The sequence below is a fragment of the Actinomycetota bacterium genome (assembly GCA_041658625.1).
Lineage (GTDB): Bacteria > Actinomycetota > JAHEXW01 > JAHEXW01 > JAHEXW01 > JBAZZW01.
The window spans coordinates 326,265-349,846 of record JBAZZW010000002.1 but is presented as its reverse complement, the minus strand read 5'-3'; the positions used below and the strand labels follow the sequence as shown (position 1 = coordinate 349,846).

Annotated in this window: 23 protein-coding genes and 1 riboswitch; of the genes, 3 read left to right on the top strand and 20 right to left on the bottom strand. The window is 53.6% G+C overall.

What is annotated here, in order from left to right:
- Window positions 1-3: 3 nt before the first annotated feature.
- From ybeY to metK, 6 genes are read right to left on the bottom strand one after another with little or no spacing between them, the layout of a single operon-like run.
- A complete protein-coding gene (gene ybeY / locus WC891_06630) occupies window positions 4-483 on the bottom strand; it encodes an rRNA maturation RNase YbeY (protein MFA5867616.1) in 480 nt (159 codons plus the stop codon).
- Entirely contained in the window at window positions 476-1,960 is a 1,485-nt protein-coding gene (locus WC891_06625) for an HDIG domain-containing metalloprotein (protein MFA5867615.1), read from the bottom strand. The genes ybeY and WC891_06625 overlap by 8 nt, the downstream gene beginning before the upstream one ends.
- Before the next feature lie 21 nt (window positions 1,961-1,981).
- The gene (locus WC891_06620) at window positions 1,982-2,890 is read right to left on the bottom strand and encodes a PhoH family protein (GenBank protein ID MFA5867614.1); all 909 of its coding nucleotides are present in this window, start codon (window positions 2,888-2,890) and stop codon (window positions 1,982-1,984) included.
- A gap of 49 nt (window positions 2,891-2,939) precedes the next feature.
- Window positions 2,940-3,392 carry a GatB/YqeY domain-containing protein gene (locus WC891_06615; GenBank protein ID MFA5867613.1) on the bottom strand — a complete coding sequence of 151 codons (453 nt, stop codon included), beginning with the start codon at window positions 3,390-3,392 and terminating at the stop codon, window positions 2,940-2,942.
- The gene (gene pgsA / locus WC891_06610) at window positions 3,389-3,934 is read right to left on the bottom strand and encodes a CDP-diacylglycerol--glycerol-3-phosphate 3-phosphatidyltransferase (GenBank protein ID MFA5867612.1); all 546 of its coding nucleotides are present in this window, start codon (window positions 3,932-3,934) and stop codon (window positions 3,389-3,391) included. The genes WC891_06615 and pgsA overlap by 4 nt, the downstream gene beginning before the upstream one ends.
- A 34-nt stretch (window positions 3,935-3,968) precedes the next feature.
- Entirely contained in the window at window positions 3,969-5,165 is a 1,197-nt protein-coding gene (metK, locus tag WC891_06605) for a methionine adenosyltransferase (protein MFA5867611.1), read from the bottom strand.
- 80 nt (window positions 5,166-5,245) lie between these two features.
- Window positions 5,246-5,353, bottom strand: a riboswitch (SAM riboswitch).
- A gap of 263 nt (window positions 5,354-5,616) precedes the next feature.
- On the opposite strand from metK, the gene WC891_06600 reads away from it, so the two are divergent.
- A complete protein-coding gene (locus tag WC891_06600) occupies window positions 5,617-7,605 on the top strand; it encodes a multicopper oxidase (GenBank protein ID MFA5867610.1) in 1,989 nt (662 codons plus the stop codon).
- 258 nt (window positions 7,606-7,863) lie between these two features.
- Here WC891_06600 and WC891_06595 read toward each other — a convergent pair whose 3' ends face one another.
- The 7 genes from WC891_06595 to WC891_06565 all read right to left on the bottom strand — a co-directional run bounded on the left by WC891_06595 (window position 7,864) and on the right by WC891_06565 (window position 15,643).
- Entirely contained in the window at window positions 7,864-10,938 is a 3,075-nt protein-coding gene (locus WC891_06595; protein MFA5867609.1) for an FAD-binding and (Fe-S)-binding domain-containing protein, read from the bottom strand.
- A gap of 104 nt (window positions 10,939-11,042) precedes the next feature.
- Window positions 11,043-11,753: a hypothetical protein gene (locus WC891_06590; protein ID MFA5867608.1), complete on the bottom strand. Its 711-nt coding sequence runs from the start codon at window positions 11,751-11,753 to the stop codon at window positions 11,043-11,045.
- 15 nt (window positions 11,754-11,768) lie between these two features.
- On the bottom strand, window positions 11,769-12,263 hold the full coding sequence (locus WC891_06585; protein MFA5867607.1) for a hypothetical protein: 495 nt from the start codon (window positions 12,261-12,263) through the stop codon (window positions 11,769-11,771).
- A 103-nt stretch (window positions 12,264-12,366) separates the two neighbouring features.
- Entirely contained in the window at window positions 12,367-13,032 is a 666-nt protein-coding gene (locus tag WC891_06580) for a hypothetical protein (protein ID MFA5867606.1), read from the bottom strand.
- 18 nt (window positions 13,033-13,050) lie between these two features.
- Window positions 13,051-14,535: an MBL fold metallo-hydrolase RNA specificity domain-containing protein gene (locus WC891_06575; GenBank protein ID MFA5867605.1), complete on the bottom strand. Its 1,485-nt coding sequence runs from the start codon at window positions 14,533-14,535 to the stop codon at window positions 13,051-13,053.
- Between the two features lie 94 nt (window positions 14,536-14,629).
- Window positions 14,630-14,902: a DUF5661 family protein gene (locus WC891_06570; GenBank protein ID MFA5867604.1), complete on the bottom strand. Its 273-nt coding sequence runs from the start codon at window positions 14,900-14,902 to the stop codon at window positions 14,630-14,632.
- 45 nt (window positions 14,903-14,947) lie between these two features.
- Window positions 14,948-15,643, bottom strand: a complete 696-nt coding sequence (locus WC891_06565) for a PadR family transcriptional regulator (protein ID MFA5867603.1) — start codon at window positions 15,641-15,643, stop codon at window positions 14,948-14,950.
- 238 nt (window positions 15,644-15,881) lie between these two features.
- Between WC891_06565 and WC891_06560 the strand changes: the two genes are divergently transcribed.
- Both WC891_06560 and WC891_06555 read left to right on the top strand, forming a co-directional pair.
- Entirely contained in the window at window positions 15,882-17,831 is a 1,950-nt protein-coding gene (locus WC891_06560; GenBank protein ID MFA5867602.1) for a glucosaminidase domain-containing protein, read from the top strand.
- The gene (locus WC891_06555) at window positions 17,831-19,255 is read left to right on the top strand and encodes a PIG-L family deacetylase (protein MFA5867601.1); all 1,425 of its coding nucleotides are present in this window, start codon (window positions 17,831-17,833) and stop codon (window positions 19,253-19,255) included. The genes WC891_06560 and WC891_06555 overlap by 1 nt, the downstream gene beginning before the upstream one ends.
- A gap of 5 nt (window positions 19,256-19,260) precedes the next feature.
- Here WC891_06555 and WC891_06550 read toward each other — a convergent pair whose 3' ends face one another.
- The 7 genes from WC891_06550 to mihF form a co-directional block, all read right to left on the bottom strand.
- Window positions 19,261-19,887, bottom strand: a complete 627-nt coding sequence (locus WC891_06550; GenBank protein MFA5867600.1) for a helix-turn-helix domain-containing protein — start codon at window positions 19,885-19,887, stop codon at window positions 19,261-19,263.
- Window positions 19,888-19,943: 56 nt separating this feature from the next.
- Window positions 19,944-20,240, bottom strand: coding sequence for a hypothetical protein (locus tag WC891_06545; GenBank protein MFA5867599.1), 297 nt, complete (start codon window positions 20,238-20,240; stop codon window positions 19,944-19,946).
- 115 nt (window positions 20,241-20,355) lie between these two features.
- Window positions 20,356-21,081 carry a bifunctional demethylmenaquinone methyltransferase/2-methoxy-6-polyprenyl-1,4-benzoquinol methylase UbiE gene (gene ubiE / locus WC891_06540; protein ID MFA5867598.1) on the bottom strand — a complete coding sequence of 242 codons (726 nt, stop codon included), beginning with the start codon at window positions 21,079-21,081 and terminating at the stop codon, window positions 20,356-20,358.
- 16 nt (window positions 21,082-21,097) lie between these two features.
- Window positions 21,098-22,273 (bottom strand): bifunctional phosphopantothenoylcysteine decarboxylase/phosphopantothenate--cysteine ligase CoaBC, encoded by a 1,176-nt coding sequence (gene coaBC / locus WC891_06535; protein MFA5867597.1) that lies wholly within the window; start codon window positions 22,271-22,273, stop codon window positions 21,098-21,100.
- A 2-nt stretch (window positions 22,274-22,275) separates the two neighbouring features.
- Window positions 22,276-22,671 carry a DNA-directed RNA polymerase subunit omega gene (rpoZ, locus tag WC891_06530; GenBank protein MFA5867596.1) on the bottom strand — a complete coding sequence of 132 codons (396 nt, stop codon included), beginning with the start codon at window positions 22,669-22,671 and terminating at the stop codon, window positions 22,276-22,278.
- Entirely contained in the window at window positions 22,668-23,252 is a 585-nt protein-coding gene (gene gmk, locus WC891_06525; GenBank protein ID MFA5867595.1) for a guanylate kinase, read from the bottom strand. The genes rpoZ and gmk overlap by 4 nt, the downstream gene beginning before the upstream one ends.
- Before the next feature lie 10 nt (window positions 23,253-23,262).
- Window positions 23,263-23,574, bottom strand: coding sequence for an integration host factor, actinobacterial type (gene mihF / locus WC891_06520; GenBank protein ID MFA5867594.1), 312 nt, complete (start codon window positions 23,572-23,574; stop codon window positions 23,263-23,265).
- Window positions 23,575-23,582 lie beyond the last annotated feature (8 nt).

The window sequence follows — 23,582 nt, the reverse complement described above, 5'->3', positions numbered from 1 at the left end:
CACCTAAAGCTGCCCCGCGTTTTTGAACCTGTCCACCAGTTCGGCCTGGCGCTCGAACATTTTAGCCTCATCCTCTGCCGTTGAGTGCCCGTAGTCCAGGATATGGAGTATGCCGTGAACCACCAGTTGGTCTATTTCGCTTTGGAGGCTGCGGCCGTCTTTAGCCGCGTTGGCCGCGGCCACCTCCGGGCAGATTATGACGTTTCCCATCAAGGGCACCGGCGAGACAAACTCGTCCTCCCCGCTTTTTCTTAGGGAAAAAGAAAGCACATCGGTCGGTCCCTCCAGGCGCCTGTATCTTGAGTTAAGGGAAGCCATCTCGTCTTTGACGACGAAGGTTATCGCCAGTTCACCTTGGCCGGACGCTTTTTCCTCGGATAAGACATACTCGGCAAGAAGTATGGCTTTCTCGTTGTCTACGGCCACAGAGTCTTGCTCATTGGCGATGGTAACGTCGCCGGACTTTCGATTAGCCTCATCCATGGACCGCGCCTTTATGCTTGGCCGGCATATCTTCATCTTTCAGGTCCGGATAGGCGACGCGTTTGTGGTAGACGCCGCTCAGAATCTGGGTAAACGTTTTGGCGACCTTACTCAGGTCGGCCAGCGTCATATCGCTTTCATCCAATTGGTGGTCGTCGATTCTCTCTTGAATTATCTTCTTGATCAACGTCTCGAATTTTACCGCGCTCGGATCCTTAATTGTTTTAGCCGCGGCTTCCACGGCATCGGCCAGCATCAAAATCGCGGCCTCGCGGCTGTGCGGTTTATCCCCTGGGTACCGGAAAGCGTCGTCACAGACGTCTTCTTTCAACTTCCTCTTCTTGGCTTCGTGGAAAAAGAAAGTTACGATGCTCTTGCCGTGATGCTGGTCGATTAAATCAATAATCGGTTGCGGCAGGCTCTCACCCCTGGCCATGTCCACGCCTTCCCTGACATGAGATGTGATTACCAGGCATGACAATTGCGGATTGATTTTCTCGTGCCGGCTTTCCTCTTCCGCCTGATTCTCGACAAAGAACGACGGTCTTTTCAGCTTACCGATGTCATGGTAATAGGCGCCTACCCTGACCAGCAACGAGTCTGCGCCGATAGCCTCGGCGGCCGCTTCCGCCAAATTACCGACGCCTATGCTATGGCTATAAGTGCCTGGCGCCTCAGTCATCAGCCGCCTTAGAAGCGGTTGACTGGGGTTGGATAGCTCCAGTAAGCGCATCGGCGTTAAGATGCCGAATTCTCTCTCCAGGAACGGCAATGTTCCCAGCGCCAGGACGGCTGAAAACACGCCGTTGGCCACCCCGATCATGCCGTTTATAAAAGCGGCCGAGGTGGTGTCTTGAAGCAACCCGGCGGTTATCGCGAAGAACGCGATGCCGATGCCGGTTACCACGCCGGCTTTGGCCAATTCCGTCCTCTGGGATATTCCTGTCGTCGAATAGACCGCTATCATCCCGCCCATAAGCGCCGTTATCGTGTAAGAAAAGTTGTAGTGCGTTTCGTAGCCGACCATGATCGACGCGCTAATGACAAGCATGATCGCCAAGTGAGGATCGAACAAAATGGTAACCAGCATGGCGATGAACGCGACCGGTATCAGGTATCCCCAGTAAGCGGCGTTGGTCAGCGCCAGGATCGAAAATGCTTTCGCGATCACGGTAAAGACTACGAACATGAATCCTAAAAGCAGCAAAAGAGATGGTCTGGCGAAAGCGTAAGGCCGGTAGTCATAAAGGTACAAGCCGGATATCGTAATAATTCCCAGAACCAGCAGGGCGATCCCCGCGAGTTCTTTAACATCGACGGCTTTAAACACATAGTCCGGCGGCAATAAGTTAACGGATAGAATCGCTGTCAGCGCGCCAAACATGCCGGCCGCCAGCAACCAGTGCTTTGATGTTATCTCCTTGCTGGCCAGGCTGGCTCGCAGACGCCTCGGTGTGGATACGGCGGATTTCTCCATGGTCTACCTACCCCGCTCCAATCAAGACAATCCCGCCGTCCGGTAAGCTTCCACAATTTGCTGGACCAGCTTATGCCGGACTACGTCCTTGGCGTCAAGATGGATAAATTCTACGTCTTCCACGTTGGTCAGAATCTTCTCGATCACCGTTAAACCAGACTCCTGACCTGGCGGGAGGTCGATCTGCGTGACGTCCCCGGTAACGACCGCTTTGCTGCCAAAGCCCAGCCGCGTCAGGAACATCTTCATCTGCTCCGGGCTGGTGTTCTGGGCTTCGTCCAAGACGATGAACGAATCGTTCAATGTCCGGCCTCTCATGTAGGCGAGCGGAGCCACTTCTATGGTCCCCCGTTCCATGAGGTAACGGAAGTGGTCCGGGTCCATCATTTCGTATAGCGCGTCGTAAAGCGGCCTAAGATAAGGGTCGACTTTCTCGTAGAGCGTCCCCGGCAGATAACCCAGTTTCTCCCCGGCCTCAACCGCCGGCCTGACCAGGACGACGCGGCCGTATTGTTTATTAGCCAGAGCCGACGCGGCGAGGGCCATGGCCAGATACGTCTTACCGGTTCCGGCCGGTCCGATGCCAAAAACGATGGTGTGTTTGCGGATAGCGTCGACGTAGGCTTTCTGGCCGGGCGTTTTGGGCGCGATGGTCTTGCCGCGGTGGACCAGCACCACATCAGAAAACACCTTGCTGGGTCGTCCGGCGCCGCTTTTTACCATGTCGATGGCGACATTCAGCCCCTCGGGCGTTAACGGCCGCTTCTTCTCCAGCAGGGCGATCATTTCCTCAAACAGCTTGACCGCCGAATCTACCTCTTTTTCGTCCCCGCTGATGGTAATCTCGTTGCCTCTGACGGATATGACGCAATTGAATCGGGGTTCGATAATCTTAAGCCACTCGTCTGCGCGGCCAGTAATGTCCACCATGGACAGATATGACGGGATTGTCAGCTTGGTTTCTTTGTGTTTTAGAATCCTAAGCCCCTTGTTCGAGAAGCCGGCGGACGATCTCGTTGACCAGCTTGCCGTCAGCCCGGCCCTTAGTTTTGGGGATAACAACACTCATTACCTTACCGAGGTCGCCCGGCCCCATCGCGCCGGCGTCTTCGATAGCCTGTTTTACGATTTCGTTTATTTCGGCCTCGCTCATCTGTTCCGGCAGGTAGGCGGTCAATATCGCAGCCTCGTCTCGCTCCTTGCCGGCTAGATCTTCCCGTTCGGCCTTGGCGTATTCGGTGGCGGCCTCGCGGCGCTTCTTGACTTCGCGAACAACCACTTCCATGGCCTCGTCTTCGTTAAGTTCGCGTTTCTTGTCTTTCTCGGCGTAAGTCATGGCCGAGGAGGTCAGTCTGAGTGTTGAAACCTTTAGCTTTTCGCCGGCCTTCATGGCCGTTTTCATGTCCTCGGCAATCCTGGCTTTTAAGTTCATTTATCGGTCTCCTTGGCGGTTTTATTCAACAGCGTCGCCTCCTGAATAATATACACCAAGCCGCTCACCATATAAAGGACGACGCCCAGGTAAAACGCCCAAACAAAAAGCAGCAAGGGGTTGAAGCTTAAGTGAAACAATAGGAGGAATATGGTTACCATTAGGTAGAAGTTCGATACCCGGCCCATCTGATTAACCGGAACCAGGGGTTTGTTAAGCTCTTTGGTCAGCCAATAGCCTAAAACCATCATGCCGTCCCTGAGCAGCAACGCGGCCAAGGCCCATGTCGGAATGACGCCGCGCATAAAAAGCGCGACAATCGCCGTGACGATCAAGGCCCTGTCGGCCAGCGGGTCGACAAGTCGCCCGAACTCGGTTACCTGTTTAAAGCGTCTGGCTATATAACCGTCAAACAAATCGGTAATTGCCGCGATCCCGAATACGGCAAAGGCGACCTTATCGGCGCTAGGATTGGACCACGCGAGCAGGCCGAAAAAGACAGGGACCGAGATTAGCCGAAAAACCGTTAGGGTGTTCGCCATTAATGATTATTCTATTAGAATGCCGGTTTGTTGGCTAGACGCCGGCCGCCTTGGCTAGCGCCGGCGCGATATCCGTCTTCTCCCAGGTAAAATCGGCGTCGTCGCGTCCGAAATGTCCATAGGCGGCAGTCTTCTTAAAAATCGGCCGGCGCAGGTTAAGGTTCTCTATAATCGCCGCTGGGCGGAAATCAAAATGTTCGCGAATCAATTTTCCTATTTTCGCGTTATCGATTTTTTCCGTTCCGAAGGTTTCTACCATAATGGAAACAGGATGAGCCCTGCCGATGGCGTAGGCGACCTGAATCTCGCACTTGTCGGCCAGTCCGGCCGCGACGATGTTCTTGGCCGCGTAACGGGCATAGTAGGCGCCGGTCCGGTCCACCTTTGTCGGGTCCTTGCCGGAGAAACAGCCGCCGCCGTGCCGGGCTAATCCGCCGTAAGTGTCGACGATTATCTTCCTGCCGGTCACGCCGGTGTCTCCTTGCGGTCCCCCGATAACGAAGTAGCCGCTCGGGTTGACGTAGAGGTTTAGTTTGTCGTAATCGACCATCGAGGCCGGCAGGACGGGCTTAACCACGTGCTCCAGCAAATCGGCCGCCAGTTGATCCTGGTCGATGTCCGGTCCGTGCTGGGTCGACACGATTACCGTTTCGATGTGTTTTGGCTGTCCGTCTTCATATCTCACTGTTACCTGCGTCTTGCCGTCCGGCCTCAGATACCGCAGCGTATGGTCCTTTCTGACCTCTGTCAATCGCATCGCCAGCTTATGCGCGGCCATGATCGGCATCGGCATAAGCTCCGGCGTTTCATTGACCGCGTACCCGAACATCATACCCTGGTCGCCTGCCCCAAGCTGGTCGAACGCGGCGTCTTTGGCCTCGCCCGAACGTTCCTCAAGAGCATGGTCGACCCCGCCGGCGATATCGGGCGACTGCTCGTCGATCGAGGTTACGACGCCGCACGTTTCATAATCAAAACCGTATTTCGCCCTTGTGTAGCCGACATCTTTCACCGTCTGTCTGACGACTTTCGGGATATCGACATACGTCTCCGTGGATATCTCGCCGGCCACGACCACGAGGCCCGTTGTGACCAACGTTTCGCAAGCCACCCGGCCAGCCGGATCGTCAGCGATAACCGCGTCAAGAATCGCGTCGGATATCTGATCGCATATCTTGTCCGGATGGCCTTCCGTTACCGACTCCGATGTAAACAGATGTTTCTCCCTCATGTCTCCCCTTTCTCCAATCTCTCAATCTTCCAAAAGCAAATGCCCACGAGGTTTACTCGCAGGCATTCAGATAAGTTCATTCCCTATCTGCCCGGAATAGACCGGCGAGAGTTGGCACCTTGGCTCGTTTTCGAGCTAGGTTGCCGAGGCTTCACAGGGCTCGGTCCCTCCGCCTCTCTGGATAGCGTATTCGCTTTATTTAAAATATCACGCTCACTCGCTCCCGGTCAAATCTGCGAAGGGGCGGCCTAGTTTATTAGTCTTAAACGCTTTCCTTTAAGCCGAGGCTAGAGGCCGTTCACACTAGGTGTTTACCCAGTCTTGATTGTTAATTAGCCAGGTCATGCCTAGGTTAAGCTTGACTTACCTTTGATAATGCACAACTATTTAGACAAGAACACATGCTCTTATGGTTATTAATATTCGATGGATTATCAGGGGGTGTTAGGAAATGGTTGATTCCTTCAAAGGGCTAAGTCGCCGGGATTTTATTAGGCTCTGCGGAGCCACTGCTACGATCATGGGTGTCTCGGCTGTGGCCGGATGTTACCCATCAAAAACCATCAAGATATTAAAACCATCCGGTCCGTTCAATATGCTTGACGCGAATAATATCCCCAAATTCCGTCAAGCGCTGGTTATTCCGCCGGTCATGCCTTACTCGAAGAAAAACGGCAACGTCACCGAATATGAGATCGCGGTGCGCCAGTTCGATCAGCAGATATTGCCACCCGGTATGCCAAAAACAACCGTCTGGGGCTATGGCCGCGACGGCGATCCCTTGCCCGGTCCAGGAAAGAAATCGACCTTCAACTATCCCGCCTTTACCATCGAGACCAGGTCCAATCAGACCGTTCGTGTCAATTGGGTAAACCGCCTGGTCAACGAGAGTGGGAACTTTCTGCCTCCGCTGACGGCCATCGATCAAACAATCCATTGGGCCGATCCGGCCATGGCCGTAGCCGGCGCGACAGCTGAAATTCAAAAGGCAGATCCAAAACCCTATAAAGGACCAGTGCCTATTATCACCCATGTACATGGAGCGCACACGTCGCCGCAGAGCGACGGTTACCCGACGGCCTGGTATTTGCCTGATGCCAAAAACATACCGGCAAGTTACGCCAAACAAGGACCTCGATTCGCGACTGCCAGACCGCCGCAAGCCGGTGCGGCCTGGTTCGAATACCCTAATACGCAGCGGGCTTCGACGCTCTGGTACCACGATCATGCCTTAGGCATTACGCGTAACAATGTCTATTCCGGCATGGCTGGTTTCTGGCTCATCAGGGACGACGTGGAGGACGCGTTGAACCTTCCCGGACCGGCTCCGAAACTGAACGACCCCAAGGGTAAGGTCTATCACGAGATTCCTCTGGGCATCCAGGATAAGACATTCAACACGGACGGTTCGCTTTTCTATCCTGACACCAGGGCGTTCTTCGACGAGTACAAGGGACCATACAAGCCTGACAGCTCGGTCCCGCCGATCTGGAATCCCGAATTCTTCGGCAACGCAATCGTTGTCAACGGTCAGACCTGGCCGTACTTGGAGGTCGAGCCAGCTTTATACCGCCTCCGTATTCTTAACGGCTGCAATTCGCGGTTCTTAATCCTGAAATTCGACCAGGCAGGATTGCCGTTCAAACAGATCGGAACGGAAGGCGGTCTGTTGCCTAACGCGCCGATTCAGATTGACCAGCTGCTGGTTGCTCCGGCCGAGCGCGCGGACGTCATTGTTGATTTCTCCAAATTAAAAAAGGGCGACGAGGTTATTATGCTCAACACCGGCCCCGACGAACCGTTCAAAGGCGTTGCAACACCGCTTGATCCGGCAGATCCGAAGACGACCGGCCAGGTCATGAAGTTTAAGGTCGTCGGGAGGAAGAGTTCCGCGAAGGGCATCGTCCCGGCAGCGCTGCCGGCCATCGAACGGCTAACAACAGACTTGCCGGCCAGGGAGCTGATTATAAACGAGGAGATGGCGCCCGAAGAAGACATCCCGATCAGCAGCCATTTGGGCACAGGTGACAGGGGGCCGCTGGAATTCTTTAGTGAGATAACTGAAACACCGCGGGTCGGGGATACGGAAATCTGGCAAATCGTCAACCTGACGGCGGACGCTCACCCGATACACCTTCACCAGGTGATGTTTCAGGTTGTCGACAGGCAGCCTATGAACAAGGATGAATATAAGTCTTCCATGGAGGATAGCCTTCAAAAAGGGGAAGACCGGACTCCGCTAGGCGAGCTGCTGACCGGACCTGCTGTCGGTCCGCAGCCCTGGGAGGTCGGTTGGAAAGACACAGTCGTCGCCAATCCGGGCGAAATCACGCGTATCGTCGCGCGCTTCGACCTTGCCGGCTTGTATGTCTGGCATTGTCATGTTCTGGAACATGAAGACAATGAGATGATGCGGCCATACATGGTAAATCAGCGATAGAAAAGACTTTTTCTAGTGTGGTCGAGCGCAATACGAACACAAAACAAACTAGCGGAGAGCATTGTTTGGTCGGCGAACGCAACATGGGGTCAGGCCCTATCTCATAAGAAGAAACAACATGGGGTCAGGCCCTATCTCATAAGAAGAAACAACATGGGGTCAGGCCCTATCTCATAAGAAGAAAGGGCCTGACCCCAAAGCACTAACGATGGTAGGCCGCGAGCTGCCTGCGAGTCTGTTTAAAAACGTCGGACGACCCTACTTCCCGTGCAGGTAGTCGATCATGGGTTGGGTGACCAGCGGCACGACGTCGTTTATCATGTGCGGCATCAAATCGTCCATGACCGGCGGCATTAAGGCCGGCATCTGCTCTTTCATGTAATCCGGCATCGGTATCTTGTCCGCCACGCGGTCCAACATGGTCGGCATAACCTTCGGCAGCATCATCGGAAGCAGCCTCGGGAACAGGATCGGGAACACCGGTTTCATCAGCGTTAAAGCGCCAGGGATCTTACCCATCGCCCGCATCATCGGGCCCATCTTAAACGGCATGGCATCGATCAACTCTGGCCACATCGTTCCCATCAGATCGGCAAAACCTTGCGGCGTCATCAAGTTAATCATCGCCTCAAAAACCGCCCATTGCGCCTTAACCTCGGGGTGCGGATCGGGGAAGTCATAGCCCAGACTTGCGGCGGCAAAACGCGCCAGGTCCTGGACCTCGATATGCATATCCTTCTTGTCGGCGGCAACGCGCAACTGGAATTCGCAACACGGACACAACGCCAACACCTTCTCGGCGCCCGCGTCTATCGCTTCCTGCAGTCGGTCCTTTCCAATCTCCGCCGCAATCGGCGGGTCGGCGATCAACGTCAGCACGCTGGCGCAACAGTGCGCCTTTTCCCGGTTGTATTCCATCTCAACAAGCTTAGTGTTCGGCACCGCCTTTATCAGTTCGCGCGGCTCGTCGTAGACGCCCGTCGCCCGGCCCATATGGCAGGAATCATGCCACGTTACGGTAACCTCCTTGCCTTCTTTCTCCGGGAACTTGAATTCTTCGTTCCTTATTTGCTCGGCCAGAATCTCGCTATAATGCTTTACCTTAATGTCATAATCGATACCGAATTTCCCGGCCCAGACCGGATACACGTGCCGCCACATCATGTCGCAAGCCGGACAGCTGGCAATGACGGTATCTCCGCCCAACGCTTTGACATTGGCGATATTCTCTTCGATTGTATTCTTGAAAATATCCCACTTCCCGGCTACGAGCATCGGCGTGCCGCAGCAATTCTCGTTGACGCCGATGGTTGAGAAATCTACTCCGGCCTCGTCCAGTAATCTGACGCTGGCCTGCGCAATGTCATGCTCGACATAACTGGCCGTACAGCCCGCAAAGTAGACGTTCTTTGATTTCTTGCCCGGGCCGTGTTTCTCCTCCAAGTCCTTCGGAAACCAGTCCCAGCGGTTTTTCCGGTAGCCGGCCCAGATATCGCCTTCCGCTGAAGTTGCTTCCCCCATCATATAGAACGGCGGCAACGTTAATCGTTTTTCGTCGTTTATCATAATGCCGCGCAATTTCATCCATGACGGCTCGATGGGAAGGCTCTCCGAACACCTGAAGTCGCACATCTCACAGGTGGTGCAGACCGTAAACGTTCGAACGACGTCGTTGCTCCATTCCTCACGGCCTTCCATGTATTCGCGAAGCCAGTACCACTTGCCCCTCGGCGATTGGCTTTCCCAGCCGCGGCCGTAAAACTGGTCGCATTCTTCAACACAATACCCGCATTGGGAGCAGGCGTACGCGTACCATGCGACATCCGCCGGAATATCCCGAACCGGTTTGCTCGGGCGCTCGCCTATCTCCGTCGAAGCCGCGTTGCCAAGCTTTCTGACTATGGGCTCCATAGCGAACGCCAAACCCATCGTTGTATTTATCAACCCGGTTCCCGTAACCTTGCCGGGATTCATAAATCCTGTCGGATCGACTTCCTGTTTGAATTCGATCAGGTTCTGATACCTGTTTTCGCCCAGTATGGAGGGTGCTTCCCGGGCAAAAAACAAACCGGTCGCGTAACCCCGGCCGCCCGCCTTCTTGGCCACTTTCATAATTGACAACGATAAAGCGAAAACGAAATTGTATTTAAACTTCCTTTGGTCGGCCGGAATAAAACCAAGCAAAACGACCTCAGGTCGGCCGCTTTTACCTTCCTTGACAACCACGCCCTCTTTAACCAAGGGCTGGTCGACGAATCGAGCGATCTCATCGATACCGAAAGCAAGATTATCCAGCGGCACAATTACTTCGGCCGGCACCAGACTGGGCCCCAAACGTTTAACGGTCATCGTCTTAAACCGGTTCGCCCATTCGTGATCCGCCATCTCTTGCGGCAGAAACTTGCCTTCATGCTTCTTGACAAGACCTTCGACGCCTTTTCTTACCGAAGCCTCGTCCCTTTCCCGACTGGTGATGATGACGATATAAGCTTCAGGGAGTTCGATTCTTTGTTCAGCCGCGTGGTCCCAGTGGACCATCAAGGGCGATTTGTTTTTCAGGGCGGCCATTTTGGGATTAATGAATAAGGTCGACCATATTTTAAGCTTTGAGGTTATCAGATCCTCGAGGAAGGCTTGCAGGTCCTTCGGTTCTTTGATGGCTACGGCCATGACGGTCTGTTCTTCTAAGGGCATTACCTTGACCATGACCTCTGTGATGAGTCCTGTCGTTCCTTCAGCGTCGGAGATAAGGTCCAGGTCCGGGCCCGAGAATATCCTAATGCTGCCATCCGGCAACACGACGCGCGCATGGACAACATTGTCCCTAAACCAGCCGGACTCGTAAGAGCCGATGCCCGCTCCGCCCTGCGCCAGCCAACCGGCGACGCTTGAAGAAGGATAGCTGGTCGGATAGAGCCTAAGCGTCAATCCCTGGGGAGCGAGTTTCTTGTCGAGGGTCTCCCAAACCATGCCCGGTTCGACGGTTACGGTCAGATTCTTTTTGTCGACGCTTTTCAAAGCGCGCATTCGATAGAAGTCCACGACTAATCCGTTTCTGATCGGAACCGCGCCGCCGTATCCTGATGTTGCCCTGCCTCTGGGCGTCAAAGGGATGTTGTGTTGGCGCGCCCATTTAACCAGTTCGACAACTTCTTTCTCGTTTGCCGGCTGGACGATTGCGTCCGGGATGGTGTTGCCTATCAGCGGACGGATCAAGCCGGGTATTTCCGCGATGTCGTGGCTGTATAGTTTTCTTTCCAGTCTGGCGAAGTTGACCCGGTCGCCGAATATTTTTTCCAGGTGCTCCCGGCGGTCTCCTTGAATGACGCCCATCTGTTTACCTCCTAGCTATCATATTCAATCTTTCTAATATGATTATACCCATTGAGGTTCGATATATCAACGTCCGTTTATACTTCGTTGTTGCGCGCTGGCCGTTACTGGCCGGGTGTCACACTTAGAGATGAAATGATTTTTTCGGCGGTGGATGCTTGGCCGATACCTTCGAGGTTGTATTTATCCGTGTTGGCCGCGGTCATCTTACCGAATTCGGCGTAACCCTGATAACCGGCGGCCTCGAAAACCTTTCCGACTTCCGGATAGAAATATCCTTTGACTTCGCTCTTGTAAATTTGTTCCGTCCGCTTTACCTTAACACCCAGGACGGTTATCGTCCCGGCCGCTTTCATGTCCCCGGTTCCGACGCCGCTGCGGCCCGTCAATATTGTCTCAGCGCCTTTTTTCTTTAAACCGATTGAGACATAATACTGCTTGTCAGGACTTACGAAAACGACATACACGACCGGTTTTCCGTCCACCTCGTACGATTCCTCGTTGTACGTCCAACCGTCCGGATATCTGATCGCATAGCCTATTGAGGTATTTTCGTAGGTCGCCCAGTCTTCGTAATCAGTCGTATTCGCGGACGAGCCGGTAGGTGTGTTTGTGGTCGAGGGGGCCGCGCTGGAAGCACCGGCCGCTGATAATTGCTTCTCTAATACCGCCACCCTCTCTTTGAGAGAGTCTAACTCCGAGCGAATACCGCCGGAGATCCAATAGGCCAATCCTGCCGGCGCGGCTATCATAATGACAATGACCGCGACCAAAGCCGCCGCGGCCATTGATGTTCTTTTTATGTTAACGGCCATCCGTAGCCTTCCCTTTTAGGGCGAAGTCGTGCCGCCCGTACCGCCGGTCGAACCGCCCATGCCGCCGCCGCCGAACTGGGCGACCAGGCTCGCGGCCTTGTCAACCGCCTCCTGTCCGCCTAGCTGACTGAATGGTTTGTTCATATCGGCTTCTTTAATGCCCAGGAATTGCTGCAACATCTTTGCCGGAATCCCGGTCTGTTCGCTTACCTGAGTCGCGGTTGTCTCCAGCGTGATCCAACTGGTATCGACCGCCTTGGTTTCAGTCTCGGCAGATCCTGATTGCGTGGTTCCCGAAGCGGCCGTCGTTCCGTTATCTCCGGTTGTGTTGGTGCTGCTGTTGCTCATCGCGGCCATTATGGCGATAAGCGCGATTATAAAAGAAACGACCGCGATCGGTATCCATGGATTTATTTTGCGGTCGCCTTCGGCGGCCGGCTGCTGCGCGTTCTCCTTGCCCGCGGTGGTCTTTCCGCTGCTCACCGCTGCTTTCTTGGGTGTTTTTGCCATACTTGAATTACCTCCGTGATCTACGTGGCTTTCTCTACTCCTTAATTATAACCGATTATCAGGGCGCTTTTAATGAAGATTGTTTGAAGACTTGAGCCGCGGACTACTTCAGCTTTAAAGAAGACACTATCTTTTCCGCCGTCACTTCTTCCGGGACGCCCTTAAGGTCGAGCGTCATATAGCCCAAACCCGGCGCGCCCAGCTCCGCGTAAGCTTCGTTACCGTCCACTGTCCAGTAACTGCTGCCCCCGAACCAGATGACCTTTGCTTTGCCGTCCAAGAGATGTAAGACCTTGGGATATGTGTTTCCCTGGATTGTTATCGTACCGCTTTCCGTTGGCTCTCCTTGTCCCAGGCCTGTCCTTCCGCTTATGAAAGTATCCGCCCCGGTTGGTCTCATACCAAAGGTGACACTGTAATTGCCGTCGGGACTTCCAAATGTAACGTAATTTGACGGCATGTCGATCTCAACCCCGGTATGCTCTTCCGCTTTCCAGTCCGGCGGATATCGCAGGGTGTAACCGAGCTGGGTGTTCGTGTATGTTAGCCAGCCGTCGTATTGGTCGACGGGCGTTTTCTTGGGGTCGTCCCCGGCCGTTTTACCGAGGTTGTTCTCTGCTGTCTTCAGCCGCTTTTCCAGCCCGGATATCTCCCTGTCTCTTTCCGTCTTATACCACCAAAAGGCTCCCCCGGCGACGACGCAAAGAAGCAGAAAGACTAGCATCACCAGAGCCACAATAATTATCGTAACCTTCTTGTCGACCACCACAAATCACTCCCTAGTTTTCTAGGACAATGAAATTGGCTTACCATGTTCTGGCAAAACAACCTTTGACGATCCCGCAACCAAATCAACGAACATCTCCGGATGTTCTGTGTGAACAGGAATGACGCAACCAGGCTTAACATTAGCCAGCAATTCTGTAAGTTCTTTCTGAGAAACATGTCCCGAAGCGTGATATCCGCGAACATTTTCTATCTCGGGACCCTTGTCGCCGTTGAGAAACTCTAAACCAATCGGTTTAAGGCCGAACCTTTTTATCCAATTAGACAACCGCCTTACGTCAATAGCCATTTCTTCGTTAAACGCTTCGCATGTCGAATAAATATATATGCCTCCTACCGGATCAATATCGATGATTTCTGATATGTCAAAAAATCCGAAGGCCAGAATGAAGTCGCCTTGATTCCTTCGAATTACTTCCGGTTCGACTCTCATCGCACTGTATAATTCCGCGACGGCTTTCTGCCAGCCTTTCGGATATCCGCCTTTCTCGCGATGATATAAGGCTAGCGAGGCATCTCCAAGAAGCGAGTCTATGCGGCTATCAGCCTGCGCCATCGCGTGCAGGGTAAATATGTCTTTTTCAGTAACAACAAGTCGTCTTCTGGTTTCATTCGCGATACTTAAGAATATTTCTAGCCTCTCAATATTTCTTGGCCCGAAATCAGCCACGACAAGTTCACCCGCTGCATTTTTTACGGCCTTCAGGCAGTTGTCCATAACCATACTCTCTGTGACATTGGATTCACCGACAGCACTGACTTTTTGACTAGCTACGTTGGTTCCTTCGACGACCAAGAAATCCGGTTTCAATGCTGAGAGCCTCTCTACGAACGCTTTGCTCAACCCATGGTCTAAACCGTGTAAACGAAAATCCCCGGTGTACACTAGCCGATTGCCGTTGAAATCAAAAGAATATGCTGTTGCGCCGTATACAGAATGGTCTACCGGAATCGCCTCGAACGTTATCTCGCCAATCGACCCTGAGGAACTTTCCGTTATTGCGGGAACCAGTTCTTTCTTTGCCGAGAACGATGTCGCCAGGAAGGCGCCCGTCCTGCCGTTGTCACCGTCTACAAGGCGATACTCCCGGCATATGCATGGGTCTGACTTATCTTTACAGAGTATTCCTTTGGCCATATCATAGCGGCGCAGCGCCGCATATGCGTACTCTTCTTCCAATAGCCCCCGCCCCGAGTCCTGAAGCGCTTTTGACACACAGGCTGTCATCCGAGACGCATACAATGGAATTGACGCATCAAGACTGCTAACCATGCCGATATGATCAACATGTGCGTGAGATAAGAAGACTGCTTGTGCGTTGATGGTTTTAGCCCTGGCAAGGTCGTCGCGGATGATAAGGTCTTCGCGATAGATTCCACCGATTTCTGGCAGTATTCCGGTAAAAAATAAATCATGCAGACCATGTGTCGAGGTTCGTGGCTTTAGAAATTCTTCATAAAACAGGCCCTGAGTCTTAAAATTCATGCCAAAGTCAAGGAACACTCCGGTCTTCCCTGATCTTAGATATATTTTGTTTCCGCCGATGCAGCCGGCGCCGTCGAAAACGGTCAGCTCAGCGCTAATCTTCGATCCCCCAAAACTCGTCCGCTTCCTTTTCCATCTTGTATAGCCTCGTATAGTAATCGGAGAACTCGTTTAGATGCGCCAGGGCGATTTTACCGGTCATGATCGGATCGTCGTCGGTGATGTTGGTGCGGGGATCCACTGTGCCGTGTTCCAACTCGACATCCATGCCCATTCTAAACTGCTCGATATCCCATTTGCTCCAGTCGACGCCTAACTCCTCACCGACTGCCTTGGCTTGTTCGGTGGTAAAAACCCTCTTCGTCATAACGGCCTCCTTTTCGTTCTATTGGCTGTCGGGTACTCTATTTTATTAGAAAAGGGTTTCTTTGCGATCCTCTTTTTCAACTTTTATTGAGGCTTTGGATTTAGCTTCAGTCATTGTCTCTGTCAATGGCGGTACCGGTGACACTTCGGGCCCGGCTTCTTTCGCGGATTCGACCGTTGCTTCCTTGGACGGCTTTCGCTCGGACGCTGCTCCCAGAAATTCCTCCACGAAACTCAGCTCCCCGGCAACGCGACCTTTGGTTCGGACAACCAGCGCCTCGAAATATGCTTTGTCTTTTCCACGCCTGTCCTTTCCAACCTCATCAATATAACTTAGCTGCGTCTTAAGGGTTCCCGCCCTTCTAGCCAGGGCCTGCTTTATGTCCTCATCTGACAGTAGGCTCATATTCGCCAGCCCCGCCATCAGGGAATCCGATGTTTTTGACGGCTCCGAGAGCAGGTTCATTGTCGAGCCCCTGAGTATCTTTCTTCCTTGTCTTGTTATCGAATAGTGCCGCCGGACGCGGTTTCCCGCGATTTCCGCCGAGCTGACCAGGCAGCCCTTATCTTCAAGCGCTTTCAAGATGGCGTAAATCGAGGAGAACGCGATGTCCGTCCATTCCCTCATGTATTTTTCCTTGATGATCTTGTCCAGTTCGTAGCCATATCGCGCTTTGTCCGCCAACAGTCCCAACAAAGCGGTTTCGTTCAGGTTAAGCATCGCCTGGGTTTGACTGGCCAATAAGGCTCACCCGCCCTTTCCTTTTCAGAAATAAATATTATGGCATTAGACTATCATCATCGTGCACTATTGTAAACAGTTTACGCCCCACGTGATTATCAACCTTAAGTAGAGCTTTTTATAAACAAATATGGCACTTGATATGCGGTTTTCTGTGTGATAAGGTTAATTTACAAGCGAGGTGTTTTGTATAGATTCTCACTGGCATATGCGCCGTATATTCTTCATAGCAACGGTATTGGTCTGTCTTATTATTATTCCTCGAACGGCTTTCGCCGCTGACGGCTATACCGTTAACAGCAACCTGCGCCACAATCCGGGCGTTTCCGCGGCCCAGCTTGACGGTTATGTCAGGAGCGTTTACCCGTCCAGTCCTCTGGTCGGACTGGGAAGCGCTTGGATAAACGCGGGAGCAAGGTACAACATCGACCCTGTCTATCTTATGGCCCATGCCATTCTGGAATCCGGCTGGGGTTTCAGCTGGATTTCCGACAACAAGTATAACCTTTACGGCTGGGGCGCTTATGACAGGGACCCCGGAGGCATGGCCTGGGCGTACAGCTCATACGATGCCGGCATCAACGACATCGCCGCCAATATCAGCGCCATGTATCTTACTCAGACCGGCGAGTACTATACCCCCTTCGGCCCGACGCTCAGGGGAATGAACGTGCACTACGCCACCAGCAAGACTTGGGCCGACAGCATCGCCGAGATAATGAACGAGTTTGCCGGCGGAGTATCCGCCTATCGTTATCCCCCTCCTTATCGCGAGTACGACGCCGCTTACTCTAGAGTCGACGTTCCGTCAGTAATGCAGCCCGGAACCTCCCAAACGGCGATTATTAAGGTCGCTAACGGCGGCGACGCCGCTTGGCAACCTGGCGACGAGTTCAAGCTACAGTTCCAGCTGATTGATTTCGCCGGCCGAATCGCGCAGATCTTCTATGTTGACGTACCTGTCGAGATTAAGTCCGGGCAGTCCGCGCTGATCTCGATACCAGTCTCCGCGCCCGCGGCGGTCGGCCTCTACACGATGCGTTTCGACATGTCCCGAGGCGGGGCTGTTTTCTACTCTCAGGCCGGCATCTCGCCGCTATCCTCCGGTCTCACAATCGTACCGAAAAGCCTCTATTATCAAGCCGAGGTACGCGGACTTTCCCTTCCTGATACCGTATACGCCGGTACGATGTTTAAACCCACCGTCGAGGTCACAAATACGAGCGAGTCGACCTGGCCTGATTCAGTGACATCGTTCGGCTATCAGTGGATCGATTTGACGACGGGTCAAGCGGCTGGAACCAGCGCGTCCGCCGGAACGATTCCCGGCCGCGTTTTCCCCGGTCAAACGGTTCAGGTTCCTTTGGAGATAAGAACGCCGGAAAAGCCCGGCCGTTACCTGTTCAAAGCCTCGCCGGTAGATAGCGGCACAACCTGGTTCCTATCCAACGGCAGCCCCGGTTACTCCGCCATCGTCGACGTCTCGCCCGAATATGGGGCCTCCTATCGCGTTATCGGGGATATCGAGCCCCTGCTGGCCGCTACGCCCAAGACGATATATGTAACGGTTACGAACGCTTCCAGGATGACCTGGGTGGCCGGCGGCGCGGTTAAGCTATCGTATAGTTTCTCGGATTCAGGCGACCACGAAGGTTATTCAGCGCCCGAACGTCTTAGCCAAGATGTCCGTCCGGGCGAGTCGGTGACGTTGCCTGTCGAACTGACGCCGCCTCCTACAGGCGGTCCATATTCTCTTTCTCTCGACCTTAGTTATCGCGACCAGGGCTGGTTTTCTGATTTCGGGGTGCCCGTATTCAGACAAAACGTATCGGTCGGCTATGACTTGCGCGTCGCCTACGAAGAGGCGGAAACGGGAAGCGTAACGGTCGGCCATTATACTTCAGTCAGGCTTAAGGTCACCAACACCTCAAAGATGGTCTGGCCGGCCGGAGGGCGCCTTAAAGCCGCCTATAGAATCGGTTTTCAGCCGGGCCGCGCCGGCTACATAGTGGCCGCTCCGCTTAAGAGCAGCGTCAAGCCGGAGGAGTCAGCCGTACTTGAGTTTACGATCAGCGATCCCCCGGAGGCCGGAATTTACTATCTTTCTTTCGACCTTTATCTGGACGGCGCAGGTTGGTTCTCCGTCAACGGTAATCCGACCCCTTCCAGGCTTATCATCGTAGACTGATGAAAAGATTTAAGCGCCTGGGCGCTCTCTGTGTCGCCCTCGCCGTAGTCCTTACCGCCTTACCCTTCGCCGCGCCCGGCTGCGCCGCCTCGCCGGTGCTTAACGACCCCGCTTCCATACGCACCGGCCTAAAGCTAGGGCGCCGCGACCGTCTGCTTATCGTCGCGCCTCATCCGGACGACGAGGCTTTGAGTTCGGCCGGTTTGATACAAAAGGCGCTCGACCTTAAGATTCCAGTCAAGGTTGTGCTAATGACAAATGGTGACGGCTACAAAAAGGCGGCTGTTGTCGACCTTAAAGATCCCGATCCGACGGCCGGTGATTTTCAGAAACTGGGCGGCGAGCGTCACAACGAGACCATTGCCGCGATGAGCCGTCTTGGCCTGGCGCGCAAGGACATCTATTTTCTGTGCTACCCTGACGGCGGTTTGGAGGCGATGTTCACTAGGAATTGGGACTACGGTTGCGCTCGCGAGGGCAGAAACGGCTGTGATACGGCGCCCTACACCTTCTCATATGAGAAGCAGGCGCAGTATTGCGGACAAAACGTCGTCAAGAACCTGCAATCCATCCTGTCAGACTTCAAACCGACGACAATAGTCTTTCCGGGCGCCGAGGATATCCACCACGACCATTGGGCCGCAAACGCGTTCATCGAGTACACGATAACAATGATGAGATACCGATGCCGGGCCTTTACATATCTGGTGCATAGGGGGAAAACCTGGCCTCAGCCAACCTATTTCTCGCCTAGAGATTATCTGCTGCCGCCGCTCGCGTTAACCGATAGCGACGCGCACTGGTTCAAAATACCCTTAACGGCGGCCGAGGAATCCAATAAGATGAAGGCGGTTGCCTGCTATAAAAGCCAGCTTAAATTGACTGCCGGCTATTTGGAGTCGTTTATCAGAAGAAACGAACTTGTCGCGGTGTACCCTGATATATTGATCGAGCCGCTTAAAAAAGAGCCGGACTTTTTTACCCATCCGGCGCTTCACGGGCGGGTCATGATCGATCCTCCGCTTGACACTTTCTTAAACGACCTCGCTCCATTCGGTGACATTCGCAGCGTCGGTTTTGCTTATAACACGCGTAAACTCTGGTTCACGGTCGACACCCAGGCGGGCATCCACAAAGGTGTAACCTATGCTTTCCATATGAGAATATTTAAGAAGGACAAGATCGAGCGACTTGATCTCCGTGTTCTTGACGGCGTTCCGTCCTTCCAGAAATATGCCAACAACAGCCTGAACCCCAAATACTCGACGCGCGTTCGGTTGAACGAAACGCGGCTTGTGGTAGAGCTACCCGACGATTATCTGAAAGACACGGAATACGTCATGACCAACGTGGATACCTACGTAGCCGGAGAAAGTGAGTCCAAGTGGGTTGACCGTACCGGCTGGCGGCGTATCGTACTCTAATCCCTCTACCCGGTCGTCTTCGTCAGCAGACTTGTAAAGAGGCTGACTGTCGTGGACACAAAGGCTTTCCTGCCCACGCTATATGTGCCTGACTGATCCGAGAAGACTTTGGCCGAAATAATGTAGTGAAACAGCATGTCGTAAAACATCTGGGCCAAAAGCTCGAAATCCGCCTTCGGGATCTCGCCTTTGTCGCGTTTATCGTGGAGATATTCAGCCACGTGCGTGCTTAACTCAACCGGGATAAGCGACACGATTCTGATCAGGTCCGGGTTGCGGGGCAGTTCCATGATCGAGAGTTTGATATACGGAGCGCTGTCAACCGCCGCGTCCAGATATCTGTCGGCCAGTACGGTGAGGTCCTTCGTCAAATCGCCCGTCATCTTCTTTTCCAGTTCCTTCGACAGAACAGGCGGCGGTGAATAATGTTGAACCGTCTGTTCAAACAGACCTTCCTTGGAGCTGAAATGCCGGAAGATGGTAACCTCGTTGACGTCGGCTCGGTCGGCTATTTCTCGCGTCGTCGCGGTGCGGTAACCCTTCTCGCTAAAAACGGCCATGGCCGCCTCGATGATCCGGTCGTGCGCCGCTTCGTCGTGGTGTTCATGGTTCTTTTCCTTGTTGTTAGCCAACAGGACCTCCAAAATGAAAGCAAGTACTTGCTTTCATTTATGATAACACAATGAGTTTATTCTTTGCCGAACTTCGTGCTTAAAAAGTCGGCCAGGAGGTCTTTTTCTTCCGGGGTATATTGCGCGCCGTGCTCCATCATCCGCTTGATAACCGACAGCCACCCGGCGCGAGAATAGCGGTGATGTTCAAAGGTAGACGCGGCGTGGCAGGTCGTACAGCGGCTATAGGCCAGTTCTTTGCCTTTGGCAATCGATTCCGCCAATGGCCTCGAAGCGCATCCGGAGACCAAAAAGATACCCGCATATAGGGCCGTTAAGATTAAGGTTGATGCGTAGATTCGTTTATCAATCATTTACTTCTCGATTTGCTACGCTCACTCGAAGAGAACATTGCCCATGCATATCGTTTCTCCTCTCTCTCTCTCTCTCTCTCTCTCTCTCTGCACTCCGCTTTCTACACTTGTCTCTTTACGCCTGTTTATATCCCGTATGTATCGCGACCGTTCCCAAGCCGAGTCGTCTGAACTTTACCTCTTGAAACCCGGCTTCCTTAATCATTTCCGCGAACTCCGGCGCGTCTGGAAAGGCCCTGATCGTTCTGCCCAAGTACTTGTAAGCTTCTTTGTCAGCCCGCATAACGGCCGCTATGAACGGTACGATCCTTAGCATATACAGGTAATATAACGGTCTTAAGAAGCGCCTCGGCTGGGTTACTTCCAGGACCACCAGCAATCCGCCGGGCTGCAACACCCTTAAAAACTCGGCCAGAGCTTTCTTTCTGTCTTGCAGATTACGGAAGCCGAAGCCTATTGTCAATGCGTCATATGATTCGTCATCGAACGGCATCGCCAGAGCGTCGCCCTCGATAAAACTGATATGTTCCGCCACGCCGGCCTCTTCAACCTTCCGGCGGCCGGCCTCAATCAGCTCTTTGGAGAAATCCAGGGCGTCAATATGCGCCTGCCCTTTCCAGAAGCGGTGGAGTTCCAGGGAAAGATCTCCCGATCCCGCGCAGACGTCCAGGATATTCTCGCATTCCACTTCCCAAGTCTCGTGAGCGACTTCCCGGCGCCACCCTTTATCCAAGCCGAAGCTGACTATCCTGTTCAGACGGTCGTAACTCGGCGCAATGTTGTTAAAAAGTCTTTTAACGTCTTCTGGACGGCGTGAATTCTCGTCGTACTTCTCAGCCAATGTCTTCGTTCCTTATCTATGTCGCGACAAACTTGTCTATTATCAACGCCGCCAATTCCGTCTTGGGCAAGCGCGGCGTGTCGAGAATCTGACCGTCTTTGGTCAGTATCGTCGCCTGGTTGAAATCAGATCCCAACCCGATGTCCGGACGGCTGATATCGTTCGCGACGATTATGTCGAGATTCTTTTGTTCCAGTTTTTTCTGCGCGTTCCTTATCAGGTCTGATGTTTCGGCGCTAAAACCTATCAGAATCTGCTTCGTCTTCCTGGCGCCAAGTTCTTTCAAAATGTCTTCGGTCGGTTCAAGCCTTAACTCCGTCAAATCGGCTTTCTTGATCTTGTCTTGAGCCGGCGTCTCGGCCCGCAGGTCCGCGACGGCGGCCGCCATAATCACAATATCCGTTTTGGCAAAGCGTTTGATAACTGCTTGGCGCATTTCTGCGGCGCTCGCCGCTTTCACGAATTCAACGCCGAACGGTTTCACCAGGTCGGCTGGCGCCGATATCAAGGTCACTTTGGCGCCTCTGGCCGCGGCCGCCTCGGCTAAGGCAAAACCCATTTTTCCCGAACTTCTGTTGCCAAGATATCTGACGGCATCGATAGCTTCCTGGGTGCCTCCGGCGGTTACGATTACCCTCTTGCCCCTGAGCGTTTGTCTTCCCTTAAGGCAGGCCGCCGCCGCGGCCGTGATATCGTTCTCATCCGCCATCCGGCCTTGTCCGTATCCTTTCGCCAGCTTGCCCTCGACCGGCCCGACGGTCTTAATGCCCCGCTCCCGAATAATCCTTATGTTTTCCCGAGTCGCCGGATTATTGAGCATCCGCGTGTTCATGGCCGGCGCGAATAAAACGGGACAACCGGCGGCCAAAACAATGGATGACAAAAGGTCAGGCGCGAGTCCGGCCGCGGTCTTGGCGATAAAATCCGCGGTCGCCGGTGCTACCAGGATTAGGTCGGCCTCACCTGAGGCCGTGACGTGAAATAGCGCGTCGGCCAAATCATCGAACATCGCCACGGCGACTGGTTGCCCGGTGACAGCGCTAAACGAAACCGGGCCCACAAATTCAGTCGCGGCTTCTGTCATGATAGTTCGCACGATGGCGCCGTCGGCGGTCAGCCGTCTGGCCAGCCCGACGGCTTTATAAGCGGCAATACCGCCTGTGATACCCAAGAGGATGGTTTTGTTTTTCAAGTCTATTCTTCGGAGCGCTCGTTAAGGGCGTCGTCAACCTGCTCCTGCGGCTCGCCCTCTTCCATGGTTTCTTCAGGAGATTTTTTCTCTAAAATGGGGTCCTCGTCCAATGTTTCAACCGGTTCGTCCACATCGGCGCCGGCAACTTCTTCTTCCGAAGGTTCAATGTAATCAATGTTTATTTTGCCGTCGGCGATCTCGTCTATCGCAATCATTAGAGGTTTTTTGGTCATAAGCTCAGTGACCGGCGGAGGCGCGCTTTTTTCGCTTATGACGTCGCCTGGGCTTTTCGCGTTCAGGAAATCGGTAATCTGCCGGGTTCTTTTCGCGGCGCCGATCACCAGCGCGAATTTGCTGTCCGCCTTATCAAGCAGCTCGTCTATCCTTGTCTCGGTCATCCAGTTCCTCCGACGGCCTTTAAGAGCTGTGACTTGATGATCTCAATGAGCTCGCCGGCCGCTTTCCCAAGCTTCGTGTTTACCACAACGAAGTCATAATCGTCGACGTGCTCGAGCTCCTCGCGCGCCGTCTCAAGTCTTCTGGTGATCTCGACGGCGTCTTCCGTGCTCCGGCCTGTTAGCCTGTTAGCAAGTTCTTTAAGTGAGGGAGGCGCGATAAAGATCGTCACGGCCTCCCTCATCTTTTCTCTTATTTGTTTAGCGCCTTGAACGTCAACAGCCAAGATAAGCGACTTTCCCTTTTCCAGAGCGTCCGCGACGCTTTGTCTCGGCGATCCGTACCGGTTACCGTGCACTGTCGCCCATTCTAGAAAACCGTCTTCCCTTATCCGCTTGTCAAATTCCCCGGCGCTTATGAACCGGTAATGTGTTCCGTCTATCTCACCCGGTCTGGGTTCGCGGGTTGTCGTTGTGACTACCCTTTCCACTTCCGGCACCGCCTTGATAACCTCGGTTGCCAAAGTGTCCTTGCCGACCCCCGACGGGCCTGAAATTACAAAAAGCTTGCCTAGTTTAGGCACTCAAGCCTGATTACTTGGCAACCTTTTTCAAAAGGCCTTCGCTCTGGCGGACGCCCAGGCCTTGTACGCGCCTCGTCTTGCTGATTCCCAGTTCGTCAAGGATCGCGCTGGCGCGAACCTTGCCGATCCCCGGCAGCGACTCGAGAACGGCGCTTACTTTCATGCGTCCGACGATTTTATCGTCGGCCTTATCTAAGACTTGCTTCAGGGTCATGGACCCGTTCTTAAGCTTGGCGCGTACCTCAGCCCTCTGACGCCGCACTTCTAGCGCCTTCTGGAGCGCCGCTTGCCTTTCTGCAGTTGACAGTTGTGGTAATGCCATACTACTCC